We start from the raw sequence: 23,517 nt of genomic DNA, 5'->3' as shown, positions 1-23,517 counted from the left end.
CCGACGGGCAGGCGGGAAATCTGGGCAAAAAACGCTGTTTCACCCTGTGCGACTGGTTGCCGCGTCGGCGCCTGTATAAGGTATAGGCATGGCGACGTGCGCAAAGGCGCGGCTCGGCGGAGCATTTTCCGGCGTGGCGCGGTCACAGCCCACAGGCAAGGGCGCGTCGCCCCAAGGTCATCTGGACAGGAATCCTCAATGCGTCTTCTCAATTTCCTCGCTGGCGCCTGCCTCGCTGTGGCCGGCACCCTCGCGCAGGCCGAAACCGTCTCGGGCCTGTATCAGGTTCGCGAGCCCGTCGAAGGGCAGGGCAGCGAGGCCCGCGCCCAGGCGACCGGCAAGGCGCTCGATACCCTGGTGCTGCGCCTGACCGGCGACCCCAAGGCCGCGCAGAACCCGGCGCTGGCCGCGCTGCGCAAGGACCCGCAACAGATCATCAACCAGGTCGGCACCGAGGCAGGCCCACCGGAGTCGGTGCTGGTCGAGTTCGACCCCGGCAGCACCGAGCGCGCCCTGCGCCAGGCCGGGCTGGCATTGTGGGGCAGCAACCGGCCGTCGGTCCTGGGCTGGTGGCTGAACGACAGTGTCGAGGGCAGCAGCCTGGTCGGCGATGGCCAGGGCGCCGCCGAGCCATTGCGCCGTGCAGCCCAGCATCGCGGCCTGCCCCTGCGCCTGCCATTGGCCGATCTGCAGGAGCAACTGGTGGCCAATGCCAAGCTGCTCGAGGGTAACGACCCCGCGCCGCTGCGCGAGGCGTCCGAGCGCTATGGCGCCGATGCCTTGCTGGCGGTGCACGCCCATGAGGCCGACGGCAAGTGGCAGGGCAAGTGGCAGTTGTGGCTGGGCGACCAGCGTGAACAGGGCAATGCCGAGGGCAGCGATCAGGCGGCCCTGGCCGATGCGGTGCTGCTGGCGGTGAGCAACCGCCTGGCGCCGCGTTATGTCACACGGCCAGGCGCCAGCAGCGACCTGCAGGTACAGGTGCAGGGGATGAACCTGCAGCGTTACGCCGAACTGAGCCGGGTACTGGAGCCTTATGGCGCCCGTTTGCAGATGGCCGAAGGCGGCACCTTGACCTACCGGGTCAGCGGCAATCGCGAGCAATTGCGCGCCCAGCTGGGCCTGGCCAAGCTGCAGGAGCTGCCTGCCGAGCCTGCAGCCGCCACGCCTGCGCCGAGCGCGCAGGGCGATACCGGCACAACGCCGCCCACCACTGCCGCAACGCCGTTCGACGGCTTGCGCTTTCGCTGGTAAGGAGTGGCGCAAATGACTGACATGCGTCGTTGGGTCTGGGTGGGCGCGGCCTTGGTGATCGCCGTGCTGCTGTACTTCCTGCACAACATCCTCTCACCGTTCCTGGTGGGCATCCTGCTGGCCTACCTGGCCGACCCGCTGGTCGATCGCCTGGAGCGGCTCGGGCTGTCGCGCACCTGGGGCGTGGTGGTGGTGTTCAGCCTGTTCACCCTGATCTTCCTGGCCTTGTTGCTGGTGCTGGTGCCGATGCTGGCCAAGCAGTTGCTGCGCCTGTACGAGCTGGCGCCGCAGATGCTCGACTGGCTGCAGCACGTGGCGCTGCCTTGGGTGCAGAGCCGCCTGGGCTTGGCCGACGGCTTCTGGAAGTTCGACAAGATCAAGGCCGCGATCGGCGAGCACATGGGCCAGACCACCGACATCGTCGGCGTGCTGCTGTCCCAGGCCACCGCCTCGAGCCTGGCGCTGATCGGCTGGCTGGCCAACCTGGTGCTGATCCCGGTGGTGGGCTTCTACCTGCTGCGTGACTGGGACCTGATGATGGCCAAGCTGCGCAGCCTGCTGCCGCGCCAGCGCGAGCCGCAGGTGGTGGGGCTGGCCGGCGAGTGCCACGAGGTGCTGGGGGCGTTCGTGCGCGGGCAACTGCTGGTGATGCTGGCGTTGGGCGTCATCTATTCCTCGGGGCTGATGCTGGTGGGCCTGGAGCTGGGCCTGCTGATCGGCATGCTGGCGGGGCTGGCGGCGATCGTGCCATACATGGGCTTCATCATCGGCATCGGCGCGGCGCTGGTCGCCGGGTTGTTCCAGTTCGGCGGCGACCTCTACCCCATGCTCGGTATCGTCGCGGTGTTCATGGTCGGGCAGGCGCTGGAGGGCATGGTGCTGACGCCGCTGCTGGTGGGCGACCGCATCGGCCTGCATCCGGTGGCGGTGATCTTCGCGATCCTGGCTGGCGGCGAGTTGTTCGGCTTTACCGGGGTGCTGCTGGCGCTGCCGGTGGCGGCGGTGATCATGGTGTTGCTGCGCCATGTCCATGACCTGTACAAGGAATCGGACATGTACGCCGGGGAAGTAGACCCGGATCTGTGAGCGATCGCGGGGCAAGCCCGCTCCCATGCCCGGAGTCTTGAGCACCCGGCGGGGGGCGGGCTTGCCCCGCGATGTGCTTACATTAAACGCAACTGCTTGATTTTACTTGTGCTATTCCCCTGCCGGATTGTGCCGTCCGCGTTGCGGGTATAGACTTTGCACACTGTTCATCAAAGGCCCCCTGTGGTCCCCGCGACCGCCCGCGAGCATGAAACCGATCCAGTTGCCCCTGGGTGTGCGTCTGCGCGACGACGCCACCTTCATCAACTACTACCCCGGCGCCAATGCCGCGGCACTGGGCTATGTCGAGCGGCTCTGCGAAGCCGACGCCGGCTGGACCGAAAGCCTCATCTACCTGTGGGGCAAGCAGGGCGTGGGCCGTACCCATCTGTTGCAGGCCGCCACCCACCGTTTCCAGCAACTGGGCGAGCCCGCCGTGTACCTGCCCCTGGCGCAATTGCTCGAGCGTGGCGTCGAACTGCTCGACCATCTCGAGCAATACGAGCTGGTATGCATCGATGACCTGCACGTGATCGCGGGCAAGGCCGACTGGGAAGAGGCCATGTTCCACCTGTTCAACCGCTTGCGCGACAGTGGCCGGCGCCTGCTGCTGGCAGCCTCCAGCTCGCCGCGGGAGCTGCCGATCAAGCTGGCCGACCTCAAGTCGCGGCTGACCCTGGCGCTGATCTTCCAGATGCGCGGGATGTCCGACGAGGACAAGCTGCGCGCCCTGCAACTGCGCGCTTCGCGCCGCGGCCTGCACCTGACCGACGAAGTCGGCCACTTCATCCTCACCCGTGGCACGCGCAGCATGAGCGCGCTGTTCGACCTGCTCGAACGTCTCGACCAGGCTTCCTTGCAGGCCCAGCGCAAGCTGACCATTCCCTTCCTCAAGGAAATCCTCGGCTGGTAGCGCTGAAAACACGGTGCCAGAGCGTCGAATCGGAAAAGTCACATGTTTTTCGATAAAATTTGCAAATGGGTCCGATAGAAGGCATAGTTTCCCCCTTCTAAAGGACTACAGACACGGTCGTGCCCATGCTGAAGCGCTTCGCACCCCTCGTGCCACTTGCACTTGTCACCCTTCTTTACGGCTGTGCCTCCACCGGCCCGGTCGCGCCTTCGCAGGATCAACGCATGGCCACCGAGCAATCGGTCAAGGCCAAGGCTTCCGCTTCTTCCATATTCACCGAGGAAGAGCTGGCCAGCGAAGATGACCTCGAGGCATTTTCCAGCAACAGCAAGCCGTACCAGTTGCCCGTGCTGGCCGACAGTATTCTCGAACGCGGCATGGCGCTGATCGGTACCCGCTACCGCTTCGGTGGCACCTCCGAGAAGTCCGGCTTCGACTGCAGCGGTTTCATCGGCTACCTGTTCCGCGAAGAGGCCGGCATGAACCTGCCGCGTTCGACCCGCGAGATGATCAACGTCGACGCACCGAAAGTTGCGCGCAACAAGCTCAAGCCCGGCGACCTGCTGTTCTTCAGCACCAACGGTCGTGGTCGCGTCAGCCACGCCGGCATCTACCTGGGTGACAACCAGTTCATCCATTCCAGCAGCCGCCGCAGCGGTGGCGTGCGCATCGACAGCCTGGGCGATCGCTACTGGAGCAAGACCTTCATCGAGGCCAAACGCGCGCTCGCCATGGCGCCGACCACGATCTCGCGCAATTGAATTGATATCAAAATGCTGTACCCTGCCACGGCGGCGTAGCTGAAAAGCTCGCCGCCGTGCGCATTTACAGAAAGCGTCTAATCTAAATTCTCAACTCTTTTTACCTTCGGCCATGGCCGGGGGCTTCCCGACAGGACGTTTACATCATGGCGATGTTGGCGCGCTTCGCATTCTTCTCCCTCGTGGCCCTGCTCGCGGCCTGCTCCAGCCGTGCACCCGCTCCGGCACCGATGGCCAAGGCCCCAATGGTGTTCAACCCATCGCCCTCGTCGCCCGCGGCGGACGATGTGCTGTTCCGCGCCATCGGCCTGGTGGGCACGCCCTATCGCTGGGGTGGCAATACCCCGGACTCGGGCTTTGATTGCAGCGGCCTGATTGGCTACGTGTACCGTGACGCCGCCGGCATCAGCCTGCCGCGCACCACCCGCGACATGATCGTCATGCGTGCGCCGAACGTGGATCTCGATGCGCTGCAGTCCGGCGACCTGGTGTTCTTTGCCACCAGTGGCGGCTCGCAGGTCAGCCATGCCGGGATCTATGTGGGTGAGGGGCGCTTCGTGCATGCACCGTCCACCGGTGGCACCGTGCGCCTCGACTACTTGTCGAACAGCTACTGGGCCAAGGCCTACCTCCAGGCCAAGCGAGTACTGCCGCCGGGGCATCTGGCGCAAAATCCCTGACGCCATGGTCGCCGCCGGGCCAGGCTAGACCTATCTAACGCCCGCTTTTTGCGGTGCCGATGACCTCGTCCGATTCCAATGATCCAGGAATCGGTTGCTGGTTGGTGATGTGCTGGTCAATTCGGATATGGCTTCGAGGACTGAAGCGCGCCTCAGGCCTGCTTGAGCAGCAAGGCCACCCCCGGAAAGTACTGCCCCAGCTCGTTGTGCAGCTTGCGATAGGCATAAGGAAAGTACCAGGCGATTGCACAGGCGGTGTGTTTCTGCAGGTCATCGACCAGGTCTTGCAGCTCCTCGGGGCTGGCGTGCTGGCCGGCCTTCCACGGGGTGACGAACAACGCCCCGGCCTTGAGCTGGCTGGCATAGGCGATCGCCTTGGCCTGGATGGCGCTTTCCTGCAGCGCCGGCGCCAGGTCGAGGCGGGCGAGGCGCGGCCAGCGCTGGCTGCAGTGCAAGTGGATCGATTCCTCGGCGCTGCTGATGGCCAGGTCGCCACGGGCTTCGCGTTCGCCTTCGTCGCGCTGTTTCTTGCTCGTGTACTGCTGCAGCGCCACCAGCTCGGCCTGCCAGGACGCAGCCGCGAGCAGCCCGGCATTGGCGGCTGCACCGTGCCAGTAAGGGGCTTCGTTGTCGCCCTGGAACTGGTTGAAGCGGTCGATGCAGTCGACCCAGCGTTCCAGGGCCGGGCGCAGGAATTCCAGGCGCGGGTTATTGATGATCAGGCCTTGCATGCTGCGCTCCTTGTATTTGTGATCGAGGTCAGTCGAAATAGTGGCTATGTGATATCACTGCTTTGAGTGTGGCACAAGCTGGCGAATCGGCCATTGATCCAGGCCGGATCGGTCCTCGTTCGATTGACGCTCCCGGTGCAACCCTCTAACCTTCGCGGCGTGTTTCAGGTGCCCGGCGAACCGAGGTTCGGCAGGGTGAAACTGGGAAGCCGGTGGGCGCCAGCAGGCGCGAATCCGGCGCTGCCCCCGCAACGGTAGGTGAGTCGAAGACGGCGCATGGCCACTGGGTACAGGTATCCGGGAAGGCGCGTCGTCCGGGCATGGCCCGCTCACGAGCCCGGAGACCGGCCTGTCACTGCCAACGGCATCACGGAGGGTGATGTGCAGTGCGATGTGGCCTGGGGCCACGGCCCCTGCGCGTTCTCCGTCTGCCCGCCTTTTCCCTGTCGCCAACCGGCGACAGCCTGCGGAGACCCCTGATGAGCGAATCCACCGAACGCGACGAACGTCACCTGGCGCGCATGCTGCGCAAGAAGGCGATCATCGACGAGCGCATCGCCAATTCCCCCAACGAATGCGGCCTGCTGCTGGTACTGACCGGCAATGGCAAGGGCAAGAGCAGCTCGGCTTTCGGCATGCTCGCCCGCGCCCTGGGCCATGGCATGCAGTGCGGCGTGGTGCAGTTCATCAAGGGCCGCAACAGCACCGGCGAAGAGCTGTTCTTCCGTCGCTTCCCTGAGCAGGTGCGCTATCACGTGATGGGCGAGGGCTTTACCTGGGAGACCCAGGACCGCCAGCGCGACATCGCCGCTGCCGAAGCGGCCTGGGCGGTATCGCGCCAGTTGCTGCAGGATCCGTCGATCCAGTTCGTGGTGCTCGATGAGCTGAACATCGCCCTCAAGCATGGCTACCTCGACCTCGACCAGGTGCTCTCGGACATCCAGGCCCGCCCACCGATGCAGCACGTGATCGTCACCGGCCGCGCGGCCAAGCCCGAAATGATCGAACTGGCCGACACCGTCACCGAGATGGGCATGCTCAAGCACGCCTTCCAGGCCGGTATCCGCGCACAGAAGGGCGTCGAGCTGTGAGTGACTCACGCCAATGCCCCGCCGTGCTGATCGCTGCCCCGGCCTCGGGCCAGGGCAAGACCACGGTGACCGCCGCTCTGGCCCGCCTGCACCGCAACCTCGGGCGCAAGGTGCGGGTGTTCAAGTGCGGGCCTGACTTTCTCGACCCGATGATCCTCGAGCGCGCCAGCGGTGCGCCGGTCTACCAGCTGGACTTGTGGATGATCGGTGCCGAGGAGAGTCGTCGCCTGCTGTGGGAAGCGGCGGGCGAGGCCGACCTGATTCTGATCGAAGGCGTGATGGGGCTGTTCGACGGCACGCCGTCGAGCGCCGACCTGGCCCGCCATTTCGGCGTGCCGGTGCTGGCGGTGATCGATGGCACGGCCATGGCCCAGACCTTCGGCGCCCTGGCCCTGGGCCTGGCGCGCTACCAGCCCGACCTGCCGTTCGCCGGAGTGCTGGCCAACCGGGTTGGCAGCCTGCGCCATGCGCAGTTGCTCGAAGGCAGTCTCACCGAAGGCCTGCGCTGGTACGGCGGGTTGTCCCGCGAGCGTGGCATCGAGCTGCCCAGCCGCCACCTGGGCCTGGTCCAGGCCAGTGAACTCAACGACCTGGACGCGCGCCTGGATGCCGCCGCCGAAGCGCTCGGTGCCAGCTGCGATGCCGCATTGCCGCCACCGGTCGGTTTTGCCCGGCCTGAGCCGCTGGGCGTAACCACGCCGCTTGCCGGGGTGCGCATCGGGGTGGCCCACGACGAAGCCTTCGCCTTCACCTATGGCGCTAACCTGGACCTGCTGCGCAGCCTCGGCGCGCAGCTCGAATTCTTCTCGCCGTTGCATGATCGGGAGTTGCCTGATGTAGACAGCCTGTACCTGCCAGGCGGCTACCCGGAGTTGCACCATCAGGCCCTGGCCGCCAACGCTCCCATGCTGGGGGCGATCCGTGGCCACCACGCCGAGGGCAAGCCGCTGCTGGCCGAATGTGGCGGCATGCTCTACCTGCTCGACGCACTGACCGATGTGGCCGGTGTGCGTGCATCGCTGGCAGGCCTGCTGCCGGGCGAGGCAACCATGCAGAAGCGCCTGGCGGCCCTGGCCCTGCAGGCCGTCGAGTTGCCCGAAGGCACCCTGCGCGGCCACACCTATCACCATTCGCTGACCAGCACCGAGCTGGAACCGATTGCCCGTGGCCTGAGCCCCAATGGCGGACGCGGCAACGAGGCGGTCTACCGCCTGGGGCGGCTGACCGCTTCCTACGTACACTTCTATTTTCCGTCCAACCCCGATGCGGCGGCGGCGCTGTTGCGACCATGAGCGAACACGCGTATAGCGCCGTTGAGCGCGCGGCGATCTACCGGGCCATCGGCGAGCGCCGCGACATGCGCCATTTTGCCGGCGGCGAGGTGGCGCCCGAGTTGCTGGGGCGTCTGCTGGCCGCCGCTCACCAGGCCCCCAGCGTGGGCCTGATGCAGCCCTGGCGCTTCATTCGTATCAGCCAGCGTGATTTGCGCGAACGTATCCAGGCTTTGGTGGAGGAGGAGCGGGTGCGCACCGCCGAAGCCCTGGGCGAGCGCTCCGATGAGTTCATGAAGCTCAAGGTCGAAGGCATCAACGACTGCGCCGAGGTGCTGGTGGCAGCGCTGATGGACAAGCGCGAGGCGCATGTTTTCGGCCGCCGCACCCTGCCGGAGATGGACCTGGCTTCGCTGGCCTGCGCCATCCAGAACCTGTGGCTGGCGGCGCGGGCCGAAGGGCTGGGCATGGGCTGGGTGTCGCTGTTCGAACCCCGGGCCCTGGCCGAGCTGCTCGGTATGCCCGCAGGCGCAAAGCCCATGGCGGTGCTGTGCCTGGGGCCGGTGACCGAATTCTACCCGGCGCCGATGCTGGTGCTCGAAGACTGGGCCGAGCAACGGCCGTTGAGTGACATGCTGTACGAGAACCATTGGGGAGAATGCCCATGAGCGTGGCCTTGCTGACCGTGGCCGGCGTGGCCCTGGATGCACTGCTGGGTGAGCCGCGGCGGCGCCATCCGCTGGTGGGCTTCGGCAACCTTGCCGCGCGCCTGGAGCAGCGCTTCAACGCCGGTGGCCGGGGCTGGCGCAGCCACGGTGTCACGGCCTGGTTCCTGGCGGTGGTGCCGCTGACCTTGCTGGCGCTGATCCTTTCCTGGCTGCCCGCTATCGGCTGGCTGGTGGACGTGCTGGCGTTGTACTGCGCCCTGGGCCTGCGCAGCCTTGGCGAGCATGTGCTGCCGGTGGCCCAGGCACTGCGTCAGGGCGACCTGGAGGAGGCGCGGCGGCGCGTCGGTTACCTGGTCAGCCGCGAGACCCGCGAACTGGACGAACCTGCCGTGGCCCGGGCGGCCACCGAGTCGGTGCTGGAGAACGGCAGCGATGCGGTATTCGCCGCGCTGTTCTGGTTCGTCGTGGCCGGGGCGCCTGGGGTGGTGCTGTATCGCCTGAGCAATACCCTGGATGCCATGTGGGGCTATCGCAACGACCGTTTCGAGCGCTTCGGCTGGTGCGCGGCGCGCATCGACGATGGGCTGAATTATATTCCCGCCAGGCTGGTGGCGCTGACCTATGCGCTGCTGGGCAAGACTCGGTTGGCCCTGGCCTGCTGGCGCAAGCAGGCGCCGCTGTGGGACAGCCCCAACGCCGGCCCGGTGATGGCGGCGGGGGCCGGAGCCCTGGGGGTGGAGCTGGGTGGCCCGGCGGTGTATCACGGCGAGCTGCACGAACGCCCGCGCCTGGGCGAGGGGCCGATGGCCGACGCCGACGCCATCGAGCGTGGCTGGAGCCTGGTGCAGCGCGGCGTGTGGCTGTGGGTGCTATTGATCTGCGTGGGAGCCTACCTGAATGCTTGAGCACGGTGGCCGCCTGCTACGGGCGGTGAAACAGTACGCGATCCCTCGGCACCAGTGGCTCGACCTGTCCAGTGGTATCGCACCCTGGCCCTACCCGATACCGCCGATTCCCGTGGACGCCTGGGCTCGACTGCCCGAGACCGAGGACGGCCTGGAGGCGGCTGCACGGCGCTACTATGGCGCGCAACCGCTGCTGGCGGTAGCTGGCTCCCAGGCGGCGATCCAGGCCTTGCCGTACCTGCGCCCGATCGGTCGGGTCGGGGTGCTGACGCCATGCTATGCCGAACATCCGCATGCCTGGGAGCGGGCGGGGCATGCGCTGGTCGAGCTGGATGAGGCCCAGGTCGAGGACGTACTCGACAGCCTGGATGTCCTGGTGCTGGTCAATCCCAACAACCCCACCGGTCGCCGTGTGCCCCGCGAACGCCTGCTGGCCTGGCATGCGCGTCTGGCTGCGCGGGGTGGCTGGTTGTTGGTGGACGAAGCCTTCATGGACAACACGCCCGCACACAGTGTGGTCGATCAGGCCGGACAACCCGGGCTGATCGTGCTGCGCTCGTTCGGCAAGTTCTTCGGCTTGGCCGGCGTGCGGCTGGGCTTCGTCGTCGCCGAGGCGGATGTGTTGCGGCAACTGGCCGAGGCGCTCGGGCCCTGGACCGTCAGTGGCCCGACCCGCGTACTGGGGCAGGCGTGCTTCGCCGACGAGGCGACGCACCTGGCGCAGATTGCCCGGTGCGCCCTGGCCAGCCAGCGCCTGGCCAGGTTGCTCGAAGGCGCAGGCTTGCCACCCAGCGGCGGTTGCGACCTGTTCCAGTACGTGCGTGACGAACGCGCCACGCACCTGCACGACTACCTCGCCCGCCGGGGCATCCTGGTGCGGCTGTTCGAGCGACCGTGCGCGCTGCGCTTCGGCCTGCCCGCCACGGCGGCTGACGAACAACGCCTGGCCCAGGCCCTGGCGGACTACCACAAGGAATCGGCATGACCACCCTCATGGTGCAAGGCACCACCTCCGATGCCGGCAAGAGCACGCTGGTCACCGCCCTGTGCCGCTGGCTGCTGCGCCAGGGCATCGCCGTGGTGCCGTTCAAGCCACAGAACATGGCGCTCAACAGCGCCGTGACCGCCGACGGCGGCGAGATCGGTCGCGCCCAGGCGGTGCAGGCCCAGGCCTGCCGGCTGGCGCCGCACACCGACATGAACCCGGTGCTGCTCAAGCCCAACAGCGACACCGGCGCCCAGGTGATCGTCCATGGCCGGGCGGTGACCAGCATGAACGCCGTGGCCTATCACGACTACAAGACCATCGCCATGCAGGCGGTGTTGGCCTCCCACGAGCGCCTGAGCGAAGCCTATCCGGTGGTGATGGTCGAAGGTGCTGGTTCCCCGGCGGAGATCAACCTGCGGGCCGGCGATATCGCCAACATGGGCTTTGCCGAGGCGGTCGACTGCCCGGTGATCCTGGTGGCCGATATCAACCGGGGCGGCGTGTTCGCCCACCTGGTCGGCACCCTGGAGTTGCTGTCGGCGAGCGAGCAGGCGCGGGTCAAGGGCTTCGTCATCAACCGTTTCCGTGGTGACATCGCCTTGTTGCAACCTGGCCTGGACTGGCTGGAGCAGCGCACCGGCAAGCCGGTGCTGGGCGTGCTGCCCTACGTCACCGACCTGCACCTGGAGGCCGAGGATGGCATCGATACGCGCCAGGGCGAAAAGGGTGAGCGCTTGCTGAAGGTGATCGTCCCGGTGTTGCCGCGCATCAGCAACCACACCGACTTCGACCCGCTGCGCCTGCACCCTCAGGTGGATCTGCAGTTCATCGGCCCGGGCCAGCCGATTCCGCCTGCCGACCTGATCATCCTGCCCGGCTCCAAGAGCGTACGCGGCGACCTGGCGCAATTGCGCGAGCGCGGCTGGGACATGGCCATCGCTCGGCACCTGCGTTATGGCGGTAAGCTCATCGGCATCTGCGGTGGCCTGCAGATGCTCGGCGAGCAGGTGCATGATCCCCTGGGTCTTGAGGGGCCGGCCGGCTCCAGTGATGGCCTGGGCCTGCTGGCGTACAGCACCGTGCTGGAATCCGAGAAGCAGTTGCGTAATGTGGCGGGCACGCTCGATCTCGAGCAGGCCCCGGTGGCGGGGTATGAGATCCATGCCGGCGTCACCAGCGGGTTGGCGCTGGAGCGCCCCGCAGTGCAACTGGCCGATGGCCGTGCCGATGGCGCCATCAGCGCCGACGGGCAGATCCTCGCCACCTACCTGCATGGCCTGTTCGAGGGTAGCCAGTCGTGCGCCGCGCTGCTGCGCTGGGCCGGGCTGGCCGATGCGCAGACCATCGACTACGAGGCCCTGCGCGAGCGCGATATCGAGCGCCTGGCCGATCTGGTCGAGCAGCACCTGGACACCGCGCGTCTGCGCGAACTGTGTGGAGTCGCCTGAAATGCACAGCCTGATCCTCGGCGGCGCCCGTTCGGGCAAGAGCCGCCTGGCCGAGCAACTGGCCGAAGCCAGCGGCCTGCCGGTGACCTATATCGCCACCAGCCAGCCGCTGGACGGCGAGATGAATGAACGCGTGCGCTTGCACCGCGAACGGCGTCCGTCCCATTGGGGGCTGGTGGAGGAGCCCGTGGCGCTGGCCGCCGTGCTGCACGCCGAAGCCGCCCAAGGGCGCTGCCTGCTGGTGGACTGCCTGACGCTGTGGCTGACCAACCTGCTGATGCTCGAGGATGACCAGCGCCTGGCGCAGGAGCGCGACGCGCTGCTCGCCAGCCTGGCGCAACTGCCGGGCACGATCATCCTGGTCAGCAACGAAACCGGCCTGGGCGTGGTGCCCATGGGCGAACTGACCCGCCGTTATGTCGACCTGGCAGGCACGTTGCACCAGGCCGTGGCCGAACGCTGCCAGCGCGTGGTGCTGACTGTCGCCGGCCTCCCTCTCATGCTCAAAGGACCAGCCTTATGACCCCGATGTGGTGGCGTGACGCCTGCCAACCCCTCGACAGCGCCGCCATGGACCAGGCCCGCGCCCGTCAGCAACAGCTGACCAAACCGGCCGGCTCCCTCGGCCAGCTCGAAGGCCTGGCGGTACGCCTGGCCGGCCTGCAAGGGCGCGAGCGTCCCAGCCTGGAGCGGGTCGCCATCACGATCTTCGCCGGCGACCATGGCGTGGTGGAGGAGGGCATCTCCGCCTATCCGCAGGCGGTGACCGGGCAAATGCTGCGCAACTTCGTCGGCGGTGGCGCGGCGATCAGCGTACTGGCGCGCGAGCTGGACGCCGAGCTGCAGGTGGTCGACCTCGGCACTATCGACGCGGACCTGCACCTGCCAGGCGTGCACCACCTGCGCCTGGGCGCCGGTACCGCCAACTTCGCCCGCCAGCCGGCGATGACCGACGCGCAGCTGGCGGCGGCGTTGCAGGCCGGCCGCGACAGTGCCTTGCGCGCGCTCGACAACGGCGCCCAGCTGTTCATCGGCGGTGAAATGGGCATTGGCAACACCACTGCCGCGGCCGCCCTGGCCAGTACCTTGCTGGGCTGCCCGGCGCGTGAGCTGAGCGGCCCGGGCACCGGCCTGGACAGCGCCGGCGTGCGCCACAAGGCCGAGGTGATCGAGCGCGCCCTGGTGCTGCACGGCCTGCGTGCTGACCAACCGCTGCGGGCATTGGCCTGTGTCGGCGGCTTTGAAATCGCCGCGCTGGCAGGTGCCTACATGGCCTGCGCCCAGCATGGCGTGGCGGTGCTGGTCGACGGCTTCATCTGCAGTGTCGCCGCCTTGGTGGCGGTGCGCCTCAACCCGCAATGCCGCCCGTGGCTGCTGTTTGCCCACCAGGGCGCCGAGCCAGGCCACAAGGCCCTGCTGGCTGCGCTGGAGGCCGAGCCGCTGCTGGCCCTGGGCCTGCGCCTGGGCGAGGGCAGCGGCGCGGCGCTGGCGGTGCCGCTGATTCGCCTGGCTTGCGCCCTGCACGGGCAGATGGCGACCTTTGCCGAGGCCGCGGTGGCGGATCGCCCGGTATGATTCTCGAGCTGCTGCGTCATGGCGAGACCGAGCTCGGCGGCGGCCTGCGCGGCAGCCTCGACGATGCCCTGACCGAAAGTGGTTGGGCACAGATGCGTCATGCTGTCGCCGATGCCGGCCCCTGGGACGTGCTGGTCAGCTCACCGTTGCAGCGTTGCGCGTCGTTTGCCGAAGAGCTGGGGGCACGGGTCAACTTGCCGGTGCAGCGTGAGACCGGTGTGCGTGAGCTGCATTTCGGCGGCTGGGAAGGGCAGAGCGCCGCCCAGATCATGCAGGCCGATGCTGATGCCCTGGGGCTGTTCTGGCGTGATCCGTATGCGTTCACTCCGCCTGCGGGCGAGCCGGTGCTGGCCTTTGCCGAACGGGTGCTGGCTGCGGTCGAGCGGCTGCATCGCGAGCATGCCGGCAAACGGGTGTTGGTGGTGACCCATGGCGGGGTGATGCGCTTGCTGCTGGCGCGCGCGCGCGGGCTGCCGCGCGAGCAACTGTTGCAGGTCGAGGTCGGACATGGCGCGCTGGTGCGCCTGGCCGTGGCTGAGGACGGCCAGTTGCACGAGGTGCGCTGAGATGCTGCCGTTCTGGATTGCCCTGCAGTTTCTCAGCAGCCTGCCGGTGCGCCTGCCGGGCATGCCGGCGCCACAGGAAATGGGGCGTTCGCTGCTGTTCTATCCCGTGGTGGGGCTGCTGTTCGGTGTGCTGCTGTGGCTGGCCAGCCATCTGCTGCATGGCGTGGCGGCCCCTCTGCACGCGGCCTTGCTGCTGGCGTTGTGGGTGTTGCTCAGTGGCGCGCTGCACCTGGACGGCCTGGCCGACAGCGCCGATGCCTGGTTGGGTGGGTTCGGCGACCGCGAGCGCACCTTGCAGATCATGAAGGACCCGCGCAGCGGGCCGATCGCCGTGGTCACCCTGGTACTGGTGTTGTTGCTCAAGTTCTGTGCCCTGTGGGTACTGGTCGAGCGGGGGGCTGGTGGCCTGCTGGTGCTGGCGCCGGTGGTGGGGCGCGCGGCGCTGCTGGGGTTGTTCCTCGGTACGCCCTATGTGCGCCCCGGTGGGCTCGGGTCGGCACTGGCCGAGCATCTGCCGCGGCGCGGCGCCGCGTGGGTGTTGCTGGGCAGCGCGGCACTCTGCGTCACCTTGGGCGGCTGGTCGGTGCTATGGGTGTTGCTGCTGACGGCAGTGGCGTTCGCCTGGTTGCGACGGGTGATGTGCAAGCGCCTGGGAGGGACCACCGGGGATACCGCCGGGGCACTGCTCGAGTTGCTGGAACTGGTGGTGGTGCTTGGCCTGGCGTTGCAGTAGGTCGCGTCTGAAAAATCCTGCGGGGAAAACGGAAAACCATACCAAGCACTTGTTCTATCCTCGTTCGCTCGCCAACCACCAGGAATGCCTCGCATGCACCACTGGATCCTCGCCGGCCTGCTTGTGCTTGCCGGCATGCCCGCCAACGCCGCCGACCTGATCGACTTCTGGGATACACCTCGCCATGGCGGCAACAGCTTCAATCGCCTGCCCCCGGACCAGGCCTACTTCGATGCCTTGAAAAGCTACGGTGCCAGCTGGGTACGCCTGTCGTACGACAAATGGCAGCCGGCCAAGCGCGATTTCCTGTTGGGCAATGCCGACGATTACCAAGGCTTGGCTGCCTGCGATCTGCGGCAGCTGGTCGAAGTGCTAGACCGCGCCCACGCCGCTGGGCTCAAGGTGGTCATTACGCCACTGTCGCTGCCTGGCATGCGCTGGGCGCAGAACAACCAGGGCCGTTTCGACGACCGGCTGTGGCACGACAAGCGTTTCTGGACCCAGTCCGCGCGTTTCTGGCGTGATGTTGCCCTGGCGCTCAAGGATCACCCGGCCATCGCCGCCTACAACCTCGTCAACGAGCCTGCGCCTGAGAAGCAGGGTGACCTGGCCGAGCATGCCGATCTTGCCCGGATGAAGCAGTGGTACGCCAGCGAGCAGGGCGGGACGCGTGACCTGCCTGCGCTCTATCGGCAACTGTTGGCGGCGATCCGCGAGGTCGACGGCAAGACGCCGGTGATGGTCGATGCCGGCTGGTACGCTGCTGCCGACGCCTTCGGCTACTGGCCCGCGGCGCTTGAGGACGAGCGCGTGCTGTACAGCGTGCATATGTACGAGCCCTATGCCGCCACCAGTGCGCCGAACCTGGCGCGGCGCGAGCCATACGCCTACCCGGGGCCGGTACCGTTCGCCGGGAAGACGCAGCAGTGGGACGCCGGGCAAGTCGCGCGCTACCTGCAACAACCGGTCGATTGGGCCGATGCCATCAAGCTGCCGCGTTCGCGCCTGGTGGTTGGCGAGTTCGGTTGCATGCGCCGCCTGCCCGGTTGTCGGCAGTACCTGGAGGACGTCCTCACGGTGCTTGAGCGCCAGCAGTTGCATTGGGCGTTCTATAGCTTTCGCGAAGACAGCTGGGACGGCATGGACTACGAACTGGGTTCGGCCAAGGTGCCGTGGCGGTACTGGCAGGCGATCGATACGGGAGCGCCTGATCCACTGGTGCGCAAGGCCGCGGCGGAGTTCGAGCCGATCCGTCGGCGGCTGCAGCCCGGAATCACCCCTTGAAATGTCTTGCAACGTCGTTGATGCGGGTATATACACGTATCCATGCTGACCAGTGAATGCATCTGTACCCATCTACGTCGTGCCGCCCGTGGGGTGAGCCGGCATTACGACGAGGCCCTTGTCGGCTTCGGCATCAATGTCGCCCAGTTTTCCCTGCTGCGTCATGTCCAGCGCCTCGACCGCCCCAGTATCACCTGCCTGGCCGAGGCCATGGGCCTGGAGCGCAGCACCTTGGGTCGCAACCTCAAGGTGCTCGAGGCCGAGGGCTTGGTGCGGCTGGCCGACGGAGAAGACCAGCGCAACCGTGTGGTGCTGTTGAGTGAGGCGGGCAGGGCATGCCTGGATGCCGCCTACCCGGCCTGGCAGCAGGCCCAGGCGCAACTGGTGAAGCGGCTGGGTGAGGGGCAGCGCGACGAGTTGGTGCGCTTGCTGGAGCAACTCGCCTGATACACGACGATTAAAAGCGGGTATATACCCGCATAAACCTTGCGATGGGCTGGAGACAACGACAATGACTTCCCTTTGGCGGAGCAGCGGTTGGGTACTTCTGGGGGCGGCGCTGATCCTCGCGCTGTCGCTGGGGGTGCGGCATGGTTTCGGCCTGTTCCTGGCGCCGATGAGCGCCGATTTCGGCTGGGGCCGCGAGGTATTCGCCTTCGCCATTGCCCTGCAGAACCTGATCTGGGGCCTGGCCCAGCCGTTCACCGGGGCCCTGGCCGATCGCCTGGGTGCGGCCAAGGTGGTGATCATCGGCGGCATTCTCTACGCAGTCGGCCTGGCGATGATGGCCTTTGCCGATTCGGCCTGGTCGCTGTCGCTCAGTGCCGGCCTGCTGATCGGTATCGGCCTGTCCGGCACTTCGTTCTCGGTGATCCTCGGCGTGGTCGGCCGCGCCGTGCCGGCAGAGAAGCGCAGCATGGCCATGGGCATCGCCAGCGCCGCCGGCTCTTTCGGTCAGTTCGCCATGCTTCCCGGCACCCTGGGCCTGATCCAGTGGCTGGGCTGGTCGACAGCCTTGCTGGTGCTGGGCCTGCTGGTGGCCTTGATCGTGCCATTCGTGGGCATGCTGCGCGACCGCCCGCTGCCCAGCCATGGCGCCGAGCAGACCCTCGGCCAGGCATTGCGTGAAGCGTGCGCGCATTCCGGTTTCTGGTTGCTGGCGCTGGGCTTCTTCGTCTGTGGTTTCCAGGTGGTGTTCATCGGCGTGCACCTGCCGGCCTACCTGGTCGACCAGCACCTGCCGGCGACTACCGGCACCACCGTGCTGGCGCTGGTAGGCCTGTTCAACATCGTCGGCACCTACACCGCGGGCTGGTTGGGTGGGCGCATGTCCAAGCCGCGCCTGCTGACCGGCCTGTACCTGCTGCGCGCCGTGGTCATCGTGCTCTTCCTCTGGGCGCCGGTGACCCAGTACAGCGCCTACCTGTTCGGCATCGCCATGGGCCTGCTGTGGCTGTCCACGGTACCGCTGACCAATGGCACCGTGGCCACGCTGTTCGGCGTGCGCAACCTGTCGATGCTCGGCGGCATCGTGTTCCTGTTCCACCAGCTGGGTGCGTTCCTTGGCGGCTGGTTGGGCGGCGTGGTGTATGACCAGACCGGCAGCTATGACCTGGTGTGGCAGATCTCGATTCTGCTCAGCCTGCTGGCCGCAGCGCTCAACTGGCCGGTGCGCGAACGCCCGGTCGCCCGCTTGCAGGCCCAGGCGGCATGAACCGCCTGCTCGGCCGCGGCCTGCTGCTGGTTGTCGCAGTGCTGGTATTGGCGCTGGTGTGGTGGGGCTGGCACAAGGGTGGCCTGGCACTGATGCAGTTGGGCATGAGCCTGTGTTAAGCGCTACCCTGCACAGTCAAGGAATCATGTGCAGGAGACCGATATCATGCATGCCCGCTGGCTGACCCTACCCCTGCTGGCCCTGGCCGCCGCCACTTCGAGCTGGGCGGCGGACTGCCCGGCGCTGCTTCAGGGCAGCCTGCCCGAGCTGCGCGGCAAGGAGCAGATCGACCTGTGCCAGCGCTTCGCCGGCAAGCCGCTGGTGGTGATCAACACCGCCAGCTATTGCGGCTTCGCCCCGCAGTTTGAAGGCCTGGAGGCGACCTACAAGGATTACCGCGAGCAGGGCCTGGAAATGCTCGGCGTGCCGTCCAACGACTTCAAGCAGGAAGACGCCGACAGCGAGAAGACCGCCAAGGTCTGCTATGCCAACTACGGCGTGACCTTCACCATGACCAAGACCCAGGCTGTTCGTGGCAAGGATGCTATCCCGATGTTTGTCGAACTGGCCCGGCAGAGCAGTGCGCCGAAGTGGAATTTCTACAAGTATGTGGTGGATCGCAAGGGCAAGGTGATCGGTAACTTCTCCAGCCTGACCAAGCCGGATGATCCGGCGTTCAGAGCGGCGATCGACAAGGCGATTGCTTCGCAGCCTTGAAGGCGCTCAGGAATAGGCGCGGGGTGTCTGGCCTAGCGTTATTCAGGGTGTACAGTCAGTGACACCAGCCGGAGGACTATTGGCCGAACCATCAGCACACAGAAAAACGCCACTGGCATCGCCAGTTGGTAAGCCTTCAGCACATTGTGCAAGTAATCGACATCAATCCCGCCGTTGGCTGCGGTAATCACAAAGCACATCAGCAGTGCCATGATGGCCGACATGTAAAAAGCAAAAACATAGGGCGTTGTGCCTCGGTGCAGCTTGCGTCGGCGGCGCGGGGTAGCGAGTTCAGTCATGGTACTTCCTGAATGATGGGGTGGAGGCGCAGGTTAGCAACGGCTGTGCGAGGTGCTGTAGACGTTGATCGGTAAGTTTTTTATAAAGAGAAACTTACGAATCAGCCAGGCATCTCATGGACCTACTCAATGCCATCCGCAGCTTCATCAAGGTCGTCGAGGCTGGCAGCATCGCCGGTGGAGCCCGCAGCCTGGGACTTACTCCAGCGGCCGTGAGCCAGAACCTGGCGCGGCTCGAGACACACCTGCAGGTACGTCTGTTGACCCGTACTACCCGCAACATGGCCCTGACACCGCCTGGCAGCCTGTACTACGAGCGTGTGCGGCATATTGAGCGCGAGCTTGCTCTGGCCGAGCAGGCGGTCACCACGCCGGACAGCGAGCCCCAGGGACGATTGTGCATCGCCTCGACCTCAGCCTTCGGCCGGCATGTGCTGGCGCCGTTGATCCCGGCATTCAGCGCCCGCTACCCGCTGCTTTCGATAGAGTTGGTGATGGCTGATCGCAAGGTCAATCACGCTCGCGAAGATGTGGATGTCAGCCTGCGCATCACTCCGCAGTTGGAAGACCACCTGCTGGCCCGGCATATCGCCCGTATTCCATTTGTCTGCTGCGCGTCGCCTGGCTACCTGGCCAGCGCTGGTCGGCCCCCCACGCCGGAAAGCTTGCAAGACCACAGTTGCCTGGTGTTTCGCTACCCGGTGGACGGGCGTTTGCTGCCCTGGGGCTTCATGCGCGATGGGCTGCGTTTCGAAGCCCGGTTCGGCAGGGTGTTGATCAGTGACGACATCGATGCGCTGACCCAGATGGCCCTGAATGACGGCGGTATTACCCGCCTGGCGGAATTCGTTGTGCGCCCGCACCTGGATGCCGGCCGGCTGGTGCCGTTGTTCGAAAACAGTGGTGGCGGCCACGCCTACGCCCGAACCGAACCGATGGATGTCTACTTGTGCCTGGCTGATCGCTTTGCGTTGACGACCAAGGTGCGTGTGTTCATGGAATACCTGCAACAGTGCCTGGGCGAGCAATGGCCCGTGCAGGCATGAAAAAACCGCCACGAGGGCGGTTATTTCATGCAGCGGGTAATACTCAGAAGCGGTAGGTCAGCGAAGCACCAATGCCGTGGGCGCTGTTTTCGTACTTGGCCTGGTAGCTGCCTTTGAGGCCAGCTTCGGTCAGGCTGTGCGGCTGGTTGTTGACCTTGGTGTCCTCTTCCCACAGGTAGGAGTAGGCCACGTCGATGGTCATGTCGTCGGACGGGCTCCAACCGGCACCGATGCTGAAGATCTTGCGATCGCCAGTGGGGATGCGCGGCGAACGGTTGGTGTTGTTGGTCGGCGACTGGTCAACCGAGAAGCCGGTACGCAGGACCCATTCCTTGTTCACCTTGTAGGATGCGCCAATGGCGTGGGCCCAGGTGTCGTGCCAGTTCTGCTCTTCAGTAATGGTCGCGAACTGCCCGGCAGGGCCTGCCGGCACTTCGTTGTTGACCGTGATGTTCTCCAGGCGGCTCCAACGGGTCCAGGTGCTGCCTGCGTACAAGGTCCACTGGTCATCCAGCTCGTGGGTTACCGAGAAGTCCACCGACTCGGGGGTCTTGATCTTCAAGGTGGCATCGAACTTGTTGCCGTCCAGGCCCAGCAGCGGGTAGCTGACCTTGGTCTTGCCTTCGAGCTTGTAGTCGACCATCGAGTGGTAGGTCAGGCCGACGCGGGTGCGGTCGGTGGCTTGCACCAGGATACCGATGTTGTAGCCAACCGCGGTGTCGTCGCCCTTGATCTTAACTTCGCCATCGGCCGGACGCAGCGGCGAGATACTGGCCAGGTTCGAGCCCAGTTCACCCTCGATGCGGTTGATGGTCGGGCCGAAACCGATCGAGACCTTGTCGTTGAACGCATAGCTCACGGTCGGCTGGAAGGTCACGACCTGAACATGGCTTTTCTTGCCCCAGTAGCGCGCGGCATCGTCGCTGCCGTAGTCGGTGACCAGGCCGAATGGCACGTAGACGCCGAAACCGACGCTCCAATGGTCATCGATGGACTTGACGTAGTAACCCATCGGCACGCCGACCAAAGGCACCATGTCGCCGTCCATTTCCCCCCCTTTGTTGCTGCCGCGTCCGGAAATATCGGACTTGGCGATGACCGCGGCACCGCCAACGGTCATTTGATCGCGCTTCAGGCGGGACATGCCCGCCGGGTTGCCATACACGGTGCTGGCATCTTCGGCAGAAGAAGAACGACCCGCAAAACCTGTCCCCATGCCGCTGATGCTCTGTTCGTTCAGCGCAAAGCCGCTGGCGAGCAATTGGCTGGAAGCGAGGGCAACGGCAACGCCGAGAGAGGTTTTGAGCATAACTTTTTTCATTATTAGAAACTCCTTGGGATCTCCGGGGCGAAACGCTACCAACAAATGCCGCGCTGCGCTATAGGCTAGAACGCAGGAGATAGAGCGGTTTTGTAGGACAATCCGACCAAAATTCCGTTTATTCCGGTTGTAGGACGTGGCTGTTCAGGAGGCGTGGGTAAGCATCGGCTCGATGCACTGGTGCCAGGCGTGGGTGAAATCCCGCAGGCGCCCCTGGGGGTGGAAGGTCTGCCGCCAGATCCGCGCCAGGCCCAATAGATCGTCGGCGGCCGGCAGCGGCGTGGCCTGCTCTTCTATCAGCATCCAGGCGATGGCGGTGGCATAGCGCAGGTTGACGGTGAGTTCGAGGTGCGGGCCACCGAGGAAGGCGTGCTGGCTGGCCAGGCCACGGACCAGGCTGGCCAGTTCGGGGTCGCGTGCGAGGTATTCGTCCCATAAACAACGGTGACGATTCTCACCGATCCGGTAAAGCCCATGGCCGCGTCGGTCATGCAGGGCAGCCCCCAGCCCCGACTGGCTTGCAGCAACGCCCAGTAACAAAGCTTCTGCGCTGTCGCAGTGGCGGCCCAGGTAGATCAGGGTCGGTCGGATCACGTATCGACTCAACTCGTTCGCAGCGATGCCCATGATGGCCTCTTACGAAAAGGGCCGACGGGCGCTGGAGCTTGGCAGCTGGTGAGTGGTCAGGCCCGCCGGAAGCGGCAGATGCCGCTCGAGTTGAAGTGTAGTGTGATAACTGTGGTGTAAAGGGCTGTTTTTAAATCGATTGCAGCCAGAAGGCGCGGAGCATATGCCCGCTGGCGATTAAGCCAATTACCTTCAGGCTGGCGCGTGCAGGGTGTATTCATGACGTGAATTACCCGTCATTCATTCATGCCGTCAACGACTGGCGCGCACGCTCGATGACAGCCTGCAGCGGCTCGGCCCGGTTGTATTGTTCCGGATAGAGGCGCTCGCTGTGGCAGGCGACACCGTATTGGTCGACCAGGGTGAAGCTGAAGCTGCCCTTGCGTGGGGCAACGATAAGGCACTTGAGTGGAGCGAAGGCCTGGGAAAGGGTGCCAAAGGCAGCCTGGATTTGTTGATGGTTACTCATATTGTTGGATGTTCCTGCGTAAGACACGGTGTTTGATCCGTGCACAATAGAAACGTTCCAGTGACGTCTTTATTAAGGAGACGCAGAACCTGACTGGAACAGGGCAGCCAGAGGGGCGCATGCAATAAGTGGCGCTGGGCTGACTGGTAGGTACGACAGAAGGCAGGCAGCACACCGACACCAGGGTTCTGGGCATCGGGGAAGATCCTGATCAATCTGAAAACGTGATTCGTGCTGGGCAGGGTTTGCCGAGTGAATCATCGAATGGGCCGGTCCCGATGGGGCAGCGCCTGCTCGTCTTGAGCGTCGGGCTGTAGGGACTAAGTGGCCAGAATGACTTCAGCTGGGTACTAACAGGGCGCAACCCTACGCGAACATTCAAGGGTTGGCAAGTTTTTATTTCCTGCGGTAAGCCGACCATTATGTCGCCTATTGCACCTGCTGTGAAGAGGGGGAAATACCCCGGCAATTGTCTGGATGTACCCTTTTCGGGCGCAGTCGTGCCGTTTGTTGGTGCACTTGTACACACTCGCCCGGAGACTTGTAACGCTCTAGCAACATCCTGTGGAAGGCTCGCCAATGACTTGACTAAGGGCTTAAGTCAATGAAAAAAAACACTAATTTTTGCTGGTGAAAAAATCGACAGTTTGACTGAAAGCCCCATTTCACAGGGGTTTGCGGGCTGCCTTCAGGGGTTGTCCACCGACTTATCCACAGGTTCTGTGGATTGTCCCGGGCGCTTGCTCTAGGACGGGCGTGCCAGCTGTTTTGTCGATTGTCCGACAATTGGTGGCGCGGTCTGGCACGGGCATTTTCACCGTGAAAACGTCAAGAAAAAATCATCGAAAAAAATGTCGATCAGCCGAAAGTCGCCCGGGCCAGTTTGCGAAAAATCGAGTAGAGTGGCGCGCCTCTCGAGTCACCCTTGCTGTTGGTCATGAAGCTTCGCGGTAAACACTTCGCCAGTCCTGATGCCTCTCCATCGCTGCCGTCCCCCAAGCGCTTTTCCCTGAAAGTGGCCCTGTGGCTACTCGACAGCCCGCACCTGGGCGACAAGCCCAGTGTCAAGCACCTGGCCGGGCGCATGCTCAAGCAACCGGCGCGCCAGGGCGTGGTGGTGGCGCAAAGCCGCCTGGGGCAGATGCTCTGCCGGGACTGCGGCAATGCCCGCGACCGGCGTATCGGTCATGAGCTGTTGCGTCAGGCGGCCCGTGCCGGCGACCGTCGGGCACAGCTGGAGTTTGGCCGGTTGTGCCAGGCCCAGGAGCCTGAACAGGCCCGTTACTGGTTGGAGCTGGCAGCGGGGCAGGGTTCGCAGGAGGCGCGGCGGCTGTTGCGTCAGTGGTTCCCCGCCTGAACAGGCGCGGGCT

Annotated in this window: 27 protein-coding genes and 1 riboswitch; of the genes, 22 read left to right on the top strand and 5 right to left on the bottom strand. The window is 65.4% G+C overall.

The window, feature by feature from the left end:
* Positions 1-198: 198 nt before the first annotated feature.
* The 5 genes from ACQ4OD_RS12900 (at position 199) to ACQ4OD_RS12880 (ending at position 4,694) form a co-directional block, all read left to right on the top strand.
* Entirely contained in the window at positions 199-1,254 is a 1,056-nt protein-coding gene (locus tag ACQ4OD_RS12900; protein WP_110701159.1) for a DUF2066 domain-containing protein, read from the top strand.
* 12 nt (positions 1,255-1,266) lie between these two features.
* On the top strand, positions 1,267-2,340 hold the full coding sequence (locus ACQ4OD_RS12895) for an AI-2E family transporter (RefSeq protein ID WP_102683627.1): 1,074 nt from the start codon (positions 1,267-1,269) through the stop codon (positions 2,338-2,340).
* A gap of 208 nt (positions 2,341-2,548) precedes the next feature.
* The gene (gene hda, locus ACQ4OD_RS12890; protein ID WP_430944393.1) at positions 2,549-3,253 is read left to right on the top strand and encodes a DnaA regulatory inactivator Hda; all 705 of its coding nucleotides are present in this window, start codon (positions 2,549-2,551) and stop codon (positions 3,251-3,253) included.
* Positions 3,254-3,378: 125 nt separating this feature from the next.
* Positions 3,379-4,014, top strand: a complete 636-nt coding sequence (locus ACQ4OD_RS12885) for a C40 family peptidase (protein WP_198753998.1) — start codon at positions 3,379-3,381, stop codon at positions 4,012-4,014.
* Between the two features lie 146 nt (positions 4,015-4,160).
* Positions 4,161-4,694: a C40 family peptidase gene (locus tag ACQ4OD_RS12880; RefSeq protein ID WP_102683628.1), complete on the top strand. Its 534-nt coding sequence runs from the start codon at positions 4,161-4,163 to the stop codon at positions 4,692-4,694.
* 152 nt (positions 4,695-4,846) lie between these two features.
* On the opposite strand, the gene ACQ4OD_RS12875 is transcribed toward ACQ4OD_RS12880, so the two are convergent.
* The gene (locus ACQ4OD_RS12875; RefSeq protein ID WP_430944392.1) at positions 4,847-5,425 is read right to left on the bottom strand and encodes a hypothetical protein; all 579 of its coding nucleotides are present in this window, start codon (positions 5,423-5,425) and stop codon (positions 4,847-4,849) included.
* A 149-nt stretch (positions 5,426-5,574) separates the two neighbouring features.
* A riboswitch (cobalamin riboswitch) is annotated at positions 5,575-5,792 on the top strand.
* Positions 5,793-5,904: 112 nt separating this feature from the next.
* Between ACQ4OD_RS12875 and cobO the strand changes: the two genes are divergently transcribed.
* The 15 genes from cobO (at position 5,905) to ACQ4OD_RS12800 (ending at position 18,385) form a co-directional block, all read left to right on the top strand.
* On the top strand, positions 5,905-6,516 hold the full coding sequence (cobO, locus tag ACQ4OD_RS12870) for a cob(I)yrinic acid a,c-diamide adenosyltransferase (protein WP_046854540.1): 612 nt from the start codon (positions 5,905-5,907) through the stop codon (positions 6,514-6,516).
* Positions 6,513-7,808 carry a cobyrinate a,c-diamide synthase gene (locus tag ACQ4OD_RS12865; protein ID WP_102683631.1) on the top strand — a complete coding sequence of 432 codons (1,296 nt, stop codon included), beginning with the start codon at positions 6,513-6,515 and terminating at the stop codon, positions 7,806-7,808. The genes cobO and ACQ4OD_RS12865 overlap by 4 nt, the downstream gene beginning before the upstream one ends.
* Positions 7,805-8,455, top strand: coding sequence for a 5,6-dimethylbenzimidazole synthase (gene bluB / locus ACQ4OD_RS12860; protein ID WP_198753999.1), 651 nt, complete (start codon positions 7,805-7,807; stop codon positions 8,453-8,455). Before ACQ4OD_RS12865 ends, bluB begins: the two co-directional genes overlap by 4 nt.
* Positions 8,452-9,360 (top strand): adenosylcobinamide-phosphate synthase CbiB, encoded by a 909-nt coding sequence (gene cbiB, locus ACQ4OD_RS12855; protein WP_102683633.1) that lies wholly within the window; start codon positions 8,452-8,454, stop codon positions 9,358-9,360. Before bluB ends, cbiB begins: the two co-directional genes overlap by 4 nt.
* Positions 9,353-10,345: a threonine-phosphate decarboxylase CobD gene (cobD, locus tag ACQ4OD_RS12850; RefSeq protein WP_430944391.1), complete on the top strand. Its 993-nt coding sequence runs from the start codon at positions 9,353-9,355 to the stop codon at positions 10,343-10,345. The genes cbiB and cobD overlap by 8 nt, the downstream gene beginning before the upstream one ends.
* Positions 10,342-11,796 (top strand): cobyric acid synthase, encoded by a 1,455-nt coding sequence (locus ACQ4OD_RS12845; protein ID WP_198754001.1) that lies wholly within the window; start codon positions 10,342-10,344, stop codon positions 11,794-11,796. The genes cobD and ACQ4OD_RS12845 overlap by 4 nt, the downstream gene beginning before the upstream one ends.
* Position 11,797: 1 nt before the next feature.
* A complete protein-coding gene (gene cobU, locus ACQ4OD_RS12840) occupies positions 11,798-12,319 on the top strand; it encodes a bifunctional adenosylcobinamide kinase/adenosylcobinamide-phosphate guanylyltransferase (RefSeq protein WP_198754002.1) in 522 nt (173 codons plus the stop codon).
* Positions 12,316-13,371 carry a nicotinate-nucleotide--dimethylbenzimidazole phosphoribosyltransferase gene (cobT, locus tag ACQ4OD_RS12835; protein ID WP_430944390.1) on the top strand — a complete coding sequence of 352 codons (1,056 nt, stop codon included), beginning with the start codon at positions 12,316-12,318 and terminating at the stop codon, positions 13,369-13,371. Before cobU ends, cobT begins: the two co-directional genes overlap by 4 nt.
* The gene (cobC, locus tag ACQ4OD_RS12830; protein WP_198754004.1) at positions 13,368-13,937 is read left to right on the top strand and encodes an alpha-ribazole phosphatase family protein; all 570 of its coding nucleotides are present in this window, start codon (positions 13,368-13,370) and stop codon (positions 13,935-13,937) included. The genes cobT and cobC overlap by 4 nt, the downstream gene beginning before the upstream one ends.
* A 1-nt stretch (position 13,938) precedes the next feature.
* Positions 13,939-14,670, top strand: coding sequence for an adenosylcobinamide-GDP ribazoletransferase (locus tag ACQ4OD_RS12825; protein ID WP_430944389.1), 732 nt, complete (start codon positions 13,939-13,941; stop codon positions 14,668-14,670).
* A gap of 93 nt (positions 14,671-14,763) precedes the next feature.
* Complete coding sequence (locus tag ACQ4OD_RS12820; protein ID WP_430944388.1) at positions 14,764-15,954, top strand: glycoside hydrolase family 5 protein; 1,191 nt, start codon at positions 14,764-14,766, stop codon at positions 15,952-15,954.
* A gap of 42 nt (positions 15,955-15,996) precedes the next feature.
* A complete protein-coding gene (locus ACQ4OD_RS12815; protein ID WP_102683641.1) occupies positions 15,997-16,401 on the top strand; it encodes a MarR family winged helix-turn-helix transcriptional regulator in 405 nt (134 codons plus the stop codon).
* 64 nt (positions 16,402-16,465) lie between these two features.
* The gene (locus tag ACQ4OD_RS12810) at positions 16,466-17,668 is read left to right on the top strand and encodes an MFS transporter (RefSeq protein ID WP_198754008.1); all 1,203 of its coding nucleotides are present in this window, start codon (positions 16,466-16,468) and stop codon (positions 17,666-17,668) included.
* Positions 17,665-17,787: a hypothetical protein gene (locus tag ACQ4OD_RS12805; protein WP_256659337.1), complete on the top strand. Its 123-nt coding sequence runs from the start codon at positions 17,665-17,667 to the stop codon at positions 17,785-17,787. Before ACQ4OD_RS12810 ends, ACQ4OD_RS12805 begins: the two co-directional genes overlap by 4 nt.
* Positions 17,788-17,833: 46 nt before the next feature.
* Entirely contained in the window at positions 17,834-18,385 is a 552-nt protein-coding gene (locus tag ACQ4OD_RS12800; protein WP_023632422.1) for a glutathione peroxidase, read from the top strand.
* A gap of 38 nt (positions 18,386-18,423) precedes the next feature.
* Here the strand turns inward: ACQ4OD_RS12800 and ACQ4OD_RS12795 are convergent, their stop codons facing one another.
* Positions 18,424-18,684, bottom strand: a complete 261-nt coding sequence (locus ACQ4OD_RS12795; protein ID WP_023632423.1) for a DUF2798 domain-containing protein — start codon at positions 18,682-18,684, stop codon at positions 18,424-18,426.
* Between the two features lie 116 nt (positions 18,685-18,800).
* Between ACQ4OD_RS12795 and ACQ4OD_RS12790 the strand changes: the two genes are divergently transcribed.
* Positions 18,801-19,730, top strand: a complete 930-nt coding sequence (locus ACQ4OD_RS12790; RefSeq protein ID WP_430944387.1) for a LysR family transcriptional regulator — start codon at positions 18,801-18,803, stop codon at positions 19,728-19,730.
* 43 nt (positions 19,731-19,773) lie between these two features.
* Here the strand turns inward: ACQ4OD_RS12790 and ACQ4OD_RS12785 are convergent, their stop codons facing one another.
* From ACQ4OD_RS12785 to ACQ4OD_RS12775, 3 genes are all read right to left on the bottom strand, one after another.
* Positions 19,774-21,051 carry an OmpP1/FadL family transporter gene (locus tag ACQ4OD_RS12785; RefSeq protein ID WP_102683646.1) on the bottom strand — a complete coding sequence of 426 codons (1,278 nt, stop codon included), beginning with the start codon at positions 21,049-21,051 and terminating at the stop codon, positions 19,774-19,776.
* A 144-nt stretch (positions 21,052-21,195) separates the two neighbouring features.
* Positions 21,196-21,678 (bottom strand): hypothetical protein, encoded by a 483-nt coding sequence (locus tag ACQ4OD_RS12780; RefSeq protein WP_102683647.1) that lies wholly within the window; start codon positions 21,676-21,678, stop codon positions 21,196-21,198.
* A 244-nt stretch (positions 21,679-21,922) separates the two neighbouring features.
* Complete coding sequence (locus tag ACQ4OD_RS12775; RefSeq protein ID WP_102683648.1) at positions 21,923-22,147, bottom strand: hypothetical protein; 225 nt, start codon at positions 22,145-22,147, stop codon at positions 21,923-21,925.
* Between the two features lie 937 nt (positions 22,148-23,084).
* Between ACQ4OD_RS12775 and ACQ4OD_RS12770 the strand changes: the two genes are divergently transcribed.
* On the top strand, positions 23,085-23,504 hold the full coding sequence (locus ACQ4OD_RS12770; RefSeq protein ID WP_277505392.1) for a tetratricopeptide repeat protein: 420 nt from the start codon (positions 23,085-23,087) through the stop codon (positions 23,502-23,504).
* The last annotated feature ends 13 nt before the right edge of the window (positions 23,505-23,517 follow it).

Origin of the sequence: Pseudomonas sp. WC1, assembly GCF_050586565.1 — a bacterium.
Lineage (GTDB): Bacteria > Pseudomonadota > Gammaproteobacteria > Pseudomonadales > Pseudomonadaceae > Aquipseudomonas.
The sequence above is the reverse complement of the archived record's forward strand: the minus strand, read 5'-3'. Positions and strand labels throughout refer to the sequence as shown.

Excerpts from the sequence above, each read along its gene's own strand:
- ACQ4OD_RS12825 (WP_430944389.1), top strand. The coding sequence starts at position 13,939 with ATGCTGCCGTTCTGGATTGCCCTGCAGTTTCTCAGCAGCCTGCCGGTG.
- cobD (WP_430944391.1), top strand. The coding sequence starts at position 9,353 with ATGCTTGAGCACGGTGGCCGCCTGCTACGGGCGGTGAAACAGTACGCG.
- ACQ4OD_RS12800 (WP_023632422.1), top strand. The coding sequence starts at position 17,834 with ATGCATGCCCGCTGGCTGACCCTACCCCTGCTGGCCCTGGCCGCCGCC.
- ACQ4OD_RS12795 (WP_023632423.1), bottom strand. The coding sequence starts at position 18,684 with ATGACTGAACTCGCTACCCCGCGCCGCCGACGCAAGCTGCACCGAGGC.
- ACQ4OD_RS12805 (WP_256659337.1), top strand. The coding sequence starts at position 17,665 with ATGAACCGCCTGCTCGGCCGCGGCCTGCTGCTGGTTGTCGCAGTGCTG.
- ACQ4OD_RS12885 (WP_198753998.1), top strand. The coding sequence starts at position 3,379 with ATGCTGAAGCGCTTCGCACCCCTCGTGCCACTTGCACTTGTCACCCTT.
- ACQ4OD_RS12900 (WP_110701159.1), top strand. The coding sequence starts at position 199 with ATGCGTCTTCTCAATTTCCTCGCTGGCGCCTGCCTCGCTGTGGCCGGC.
- cbiB (WP_102683633.1), top strand. The coding sequence starts at position 8,452 with ATGAGCGTGGCCTTGCTGACCGTGGCCGGCGTGGCCCTGGATGCACTG.
- cobT (WP_430944390.1), top strand. The coding sequence starts at position 12,316 with ATGACCCCGATGTGGTGGCGTGACGCCTGCCAACCCCTCGACAGCGCC.
- ACQ4OD_RS12845 (WP_198754001.1), top strand. The coding sequence starts at position 10,342 with ATGACCACCCTCATGGTGCAAGGCACCACCTCCGATGCCGGCAAGAGC.
- ACQ4OD_RS12820 (WP_430944388.1), top strand. The coding sequence starts at position 14,764 with ATGCACCACTGGATCCTCGCCGGCCTGCTTGTGCTTGCCGGCATGCCC.
- ACQ4OD_RS12770 (WP_277505392.1), top strand. The coding sequence starts at position 23,085 with ATGAAGCTTCGCGGTAAACACTTCGCCAGTCCTGATGCCTCTCCATCG.
- ACQ4OD_RS12875 (WP_430944392.1), bottom strand. The coding sequence starts at position 5,425 with ATGCAAGGCCTGATCATCAATAACCCGCGCCTGGAATTCCTGCGCCCG.
- ACQ4OD_RS12895 (WP_102683627.1), top strand. The coding sequence starts at position 1,267 with ATGACTGACATGCGTCGTTGGGTCTGGGTGGGCGCGGCCTTGGTGATC.
- ACQ4OD_RS12815 (WP_102683641.1), top strand. The coding sequence starts at position 15,997 with ATGCTGACCAGTGAATGCATCTGTACCCATCTACGTCGTGCCGCCCGT.
- ACQ4OD_RS12790 (WP_430944387.1), top strand. The coding sequence starts at position 18,801 with ATGGACCTACTCAATGCCATCCGCAGCTTCATCAAGGTCGTCGAGGCT.
- hda (WP_430944393.1), top strand. The coding sequence starts at position 2,549 with ATGAAACCGATCCAGTTGCCCCTGGGTGTGCGTCTGCGCGACGACGCC.
- ACQ4OD_RS12780 (WP_102683647.1), bottom strand. The coding sequence starts at position 21,678 with ATGGGCATCGCTGCGAACGAGTTGAGTCGATACGTGATCCGACCGACC.
- cobC (WP_198754004.1), top strand. The coding sequence starts at position 13,368 with ATGATTCTCGAGCTGCTGCGTCATGGCGAGACCGAGCTCGGCGGCGGC.
- cobO (WP_046854540.1), top strand. The coding sequence starts at position 5,905 with ATGAGCGAATCCACCGAACGCGACGAACGTCACCTGGCGCGCATGCTG.
- ACQ4OD_RS12810 (WP_198754008.1), top strand. The coding sequence starts at position 16,466 with ATGACTTCCCTTTGGCGGAGCAGCGGTTGGGTACTTCTGGGGGCGGCG.
- ACQ4OD_RS12880 (WP_102683628.1), top strand. The coding sequence starts at position 4,161 with ATGGCGATGTTGGCGCGCTTCGCATTCTTCTCCCTCGTGGCCCTGCTC.
- ACQ4OD_RS12775 (WP_102683648.1), bottom strand. The coding sequence starts at position 22,147 with ATGAGTAACCATCAACAAATCCAGGCTGCCTTTGGCACCCTTTCCCAG.
- cobU (WP_198754002.1), top strand. The coding sequence starts at position 11,798 with ATGCACAGCCTGATCCTCGGCGGCGCCCGTTCGGGCAAGAGCCGCCTG.
- ACQ4OD_RS12785 (WP_102683646.1), bottom strand. The coding sequence starts at position 21,051 with ATGAAAAAAGTTATGCTCAAAACCTCTCTCGGCGTTGCCGTTGCCCTC.
- bluB (WP_198753999.1), top strand. The coding sequence starts at position 7,805 with ATGAGCGAACACGCGTATAGCGCCGTTGAGCGCGCGGCGATCTACCGG.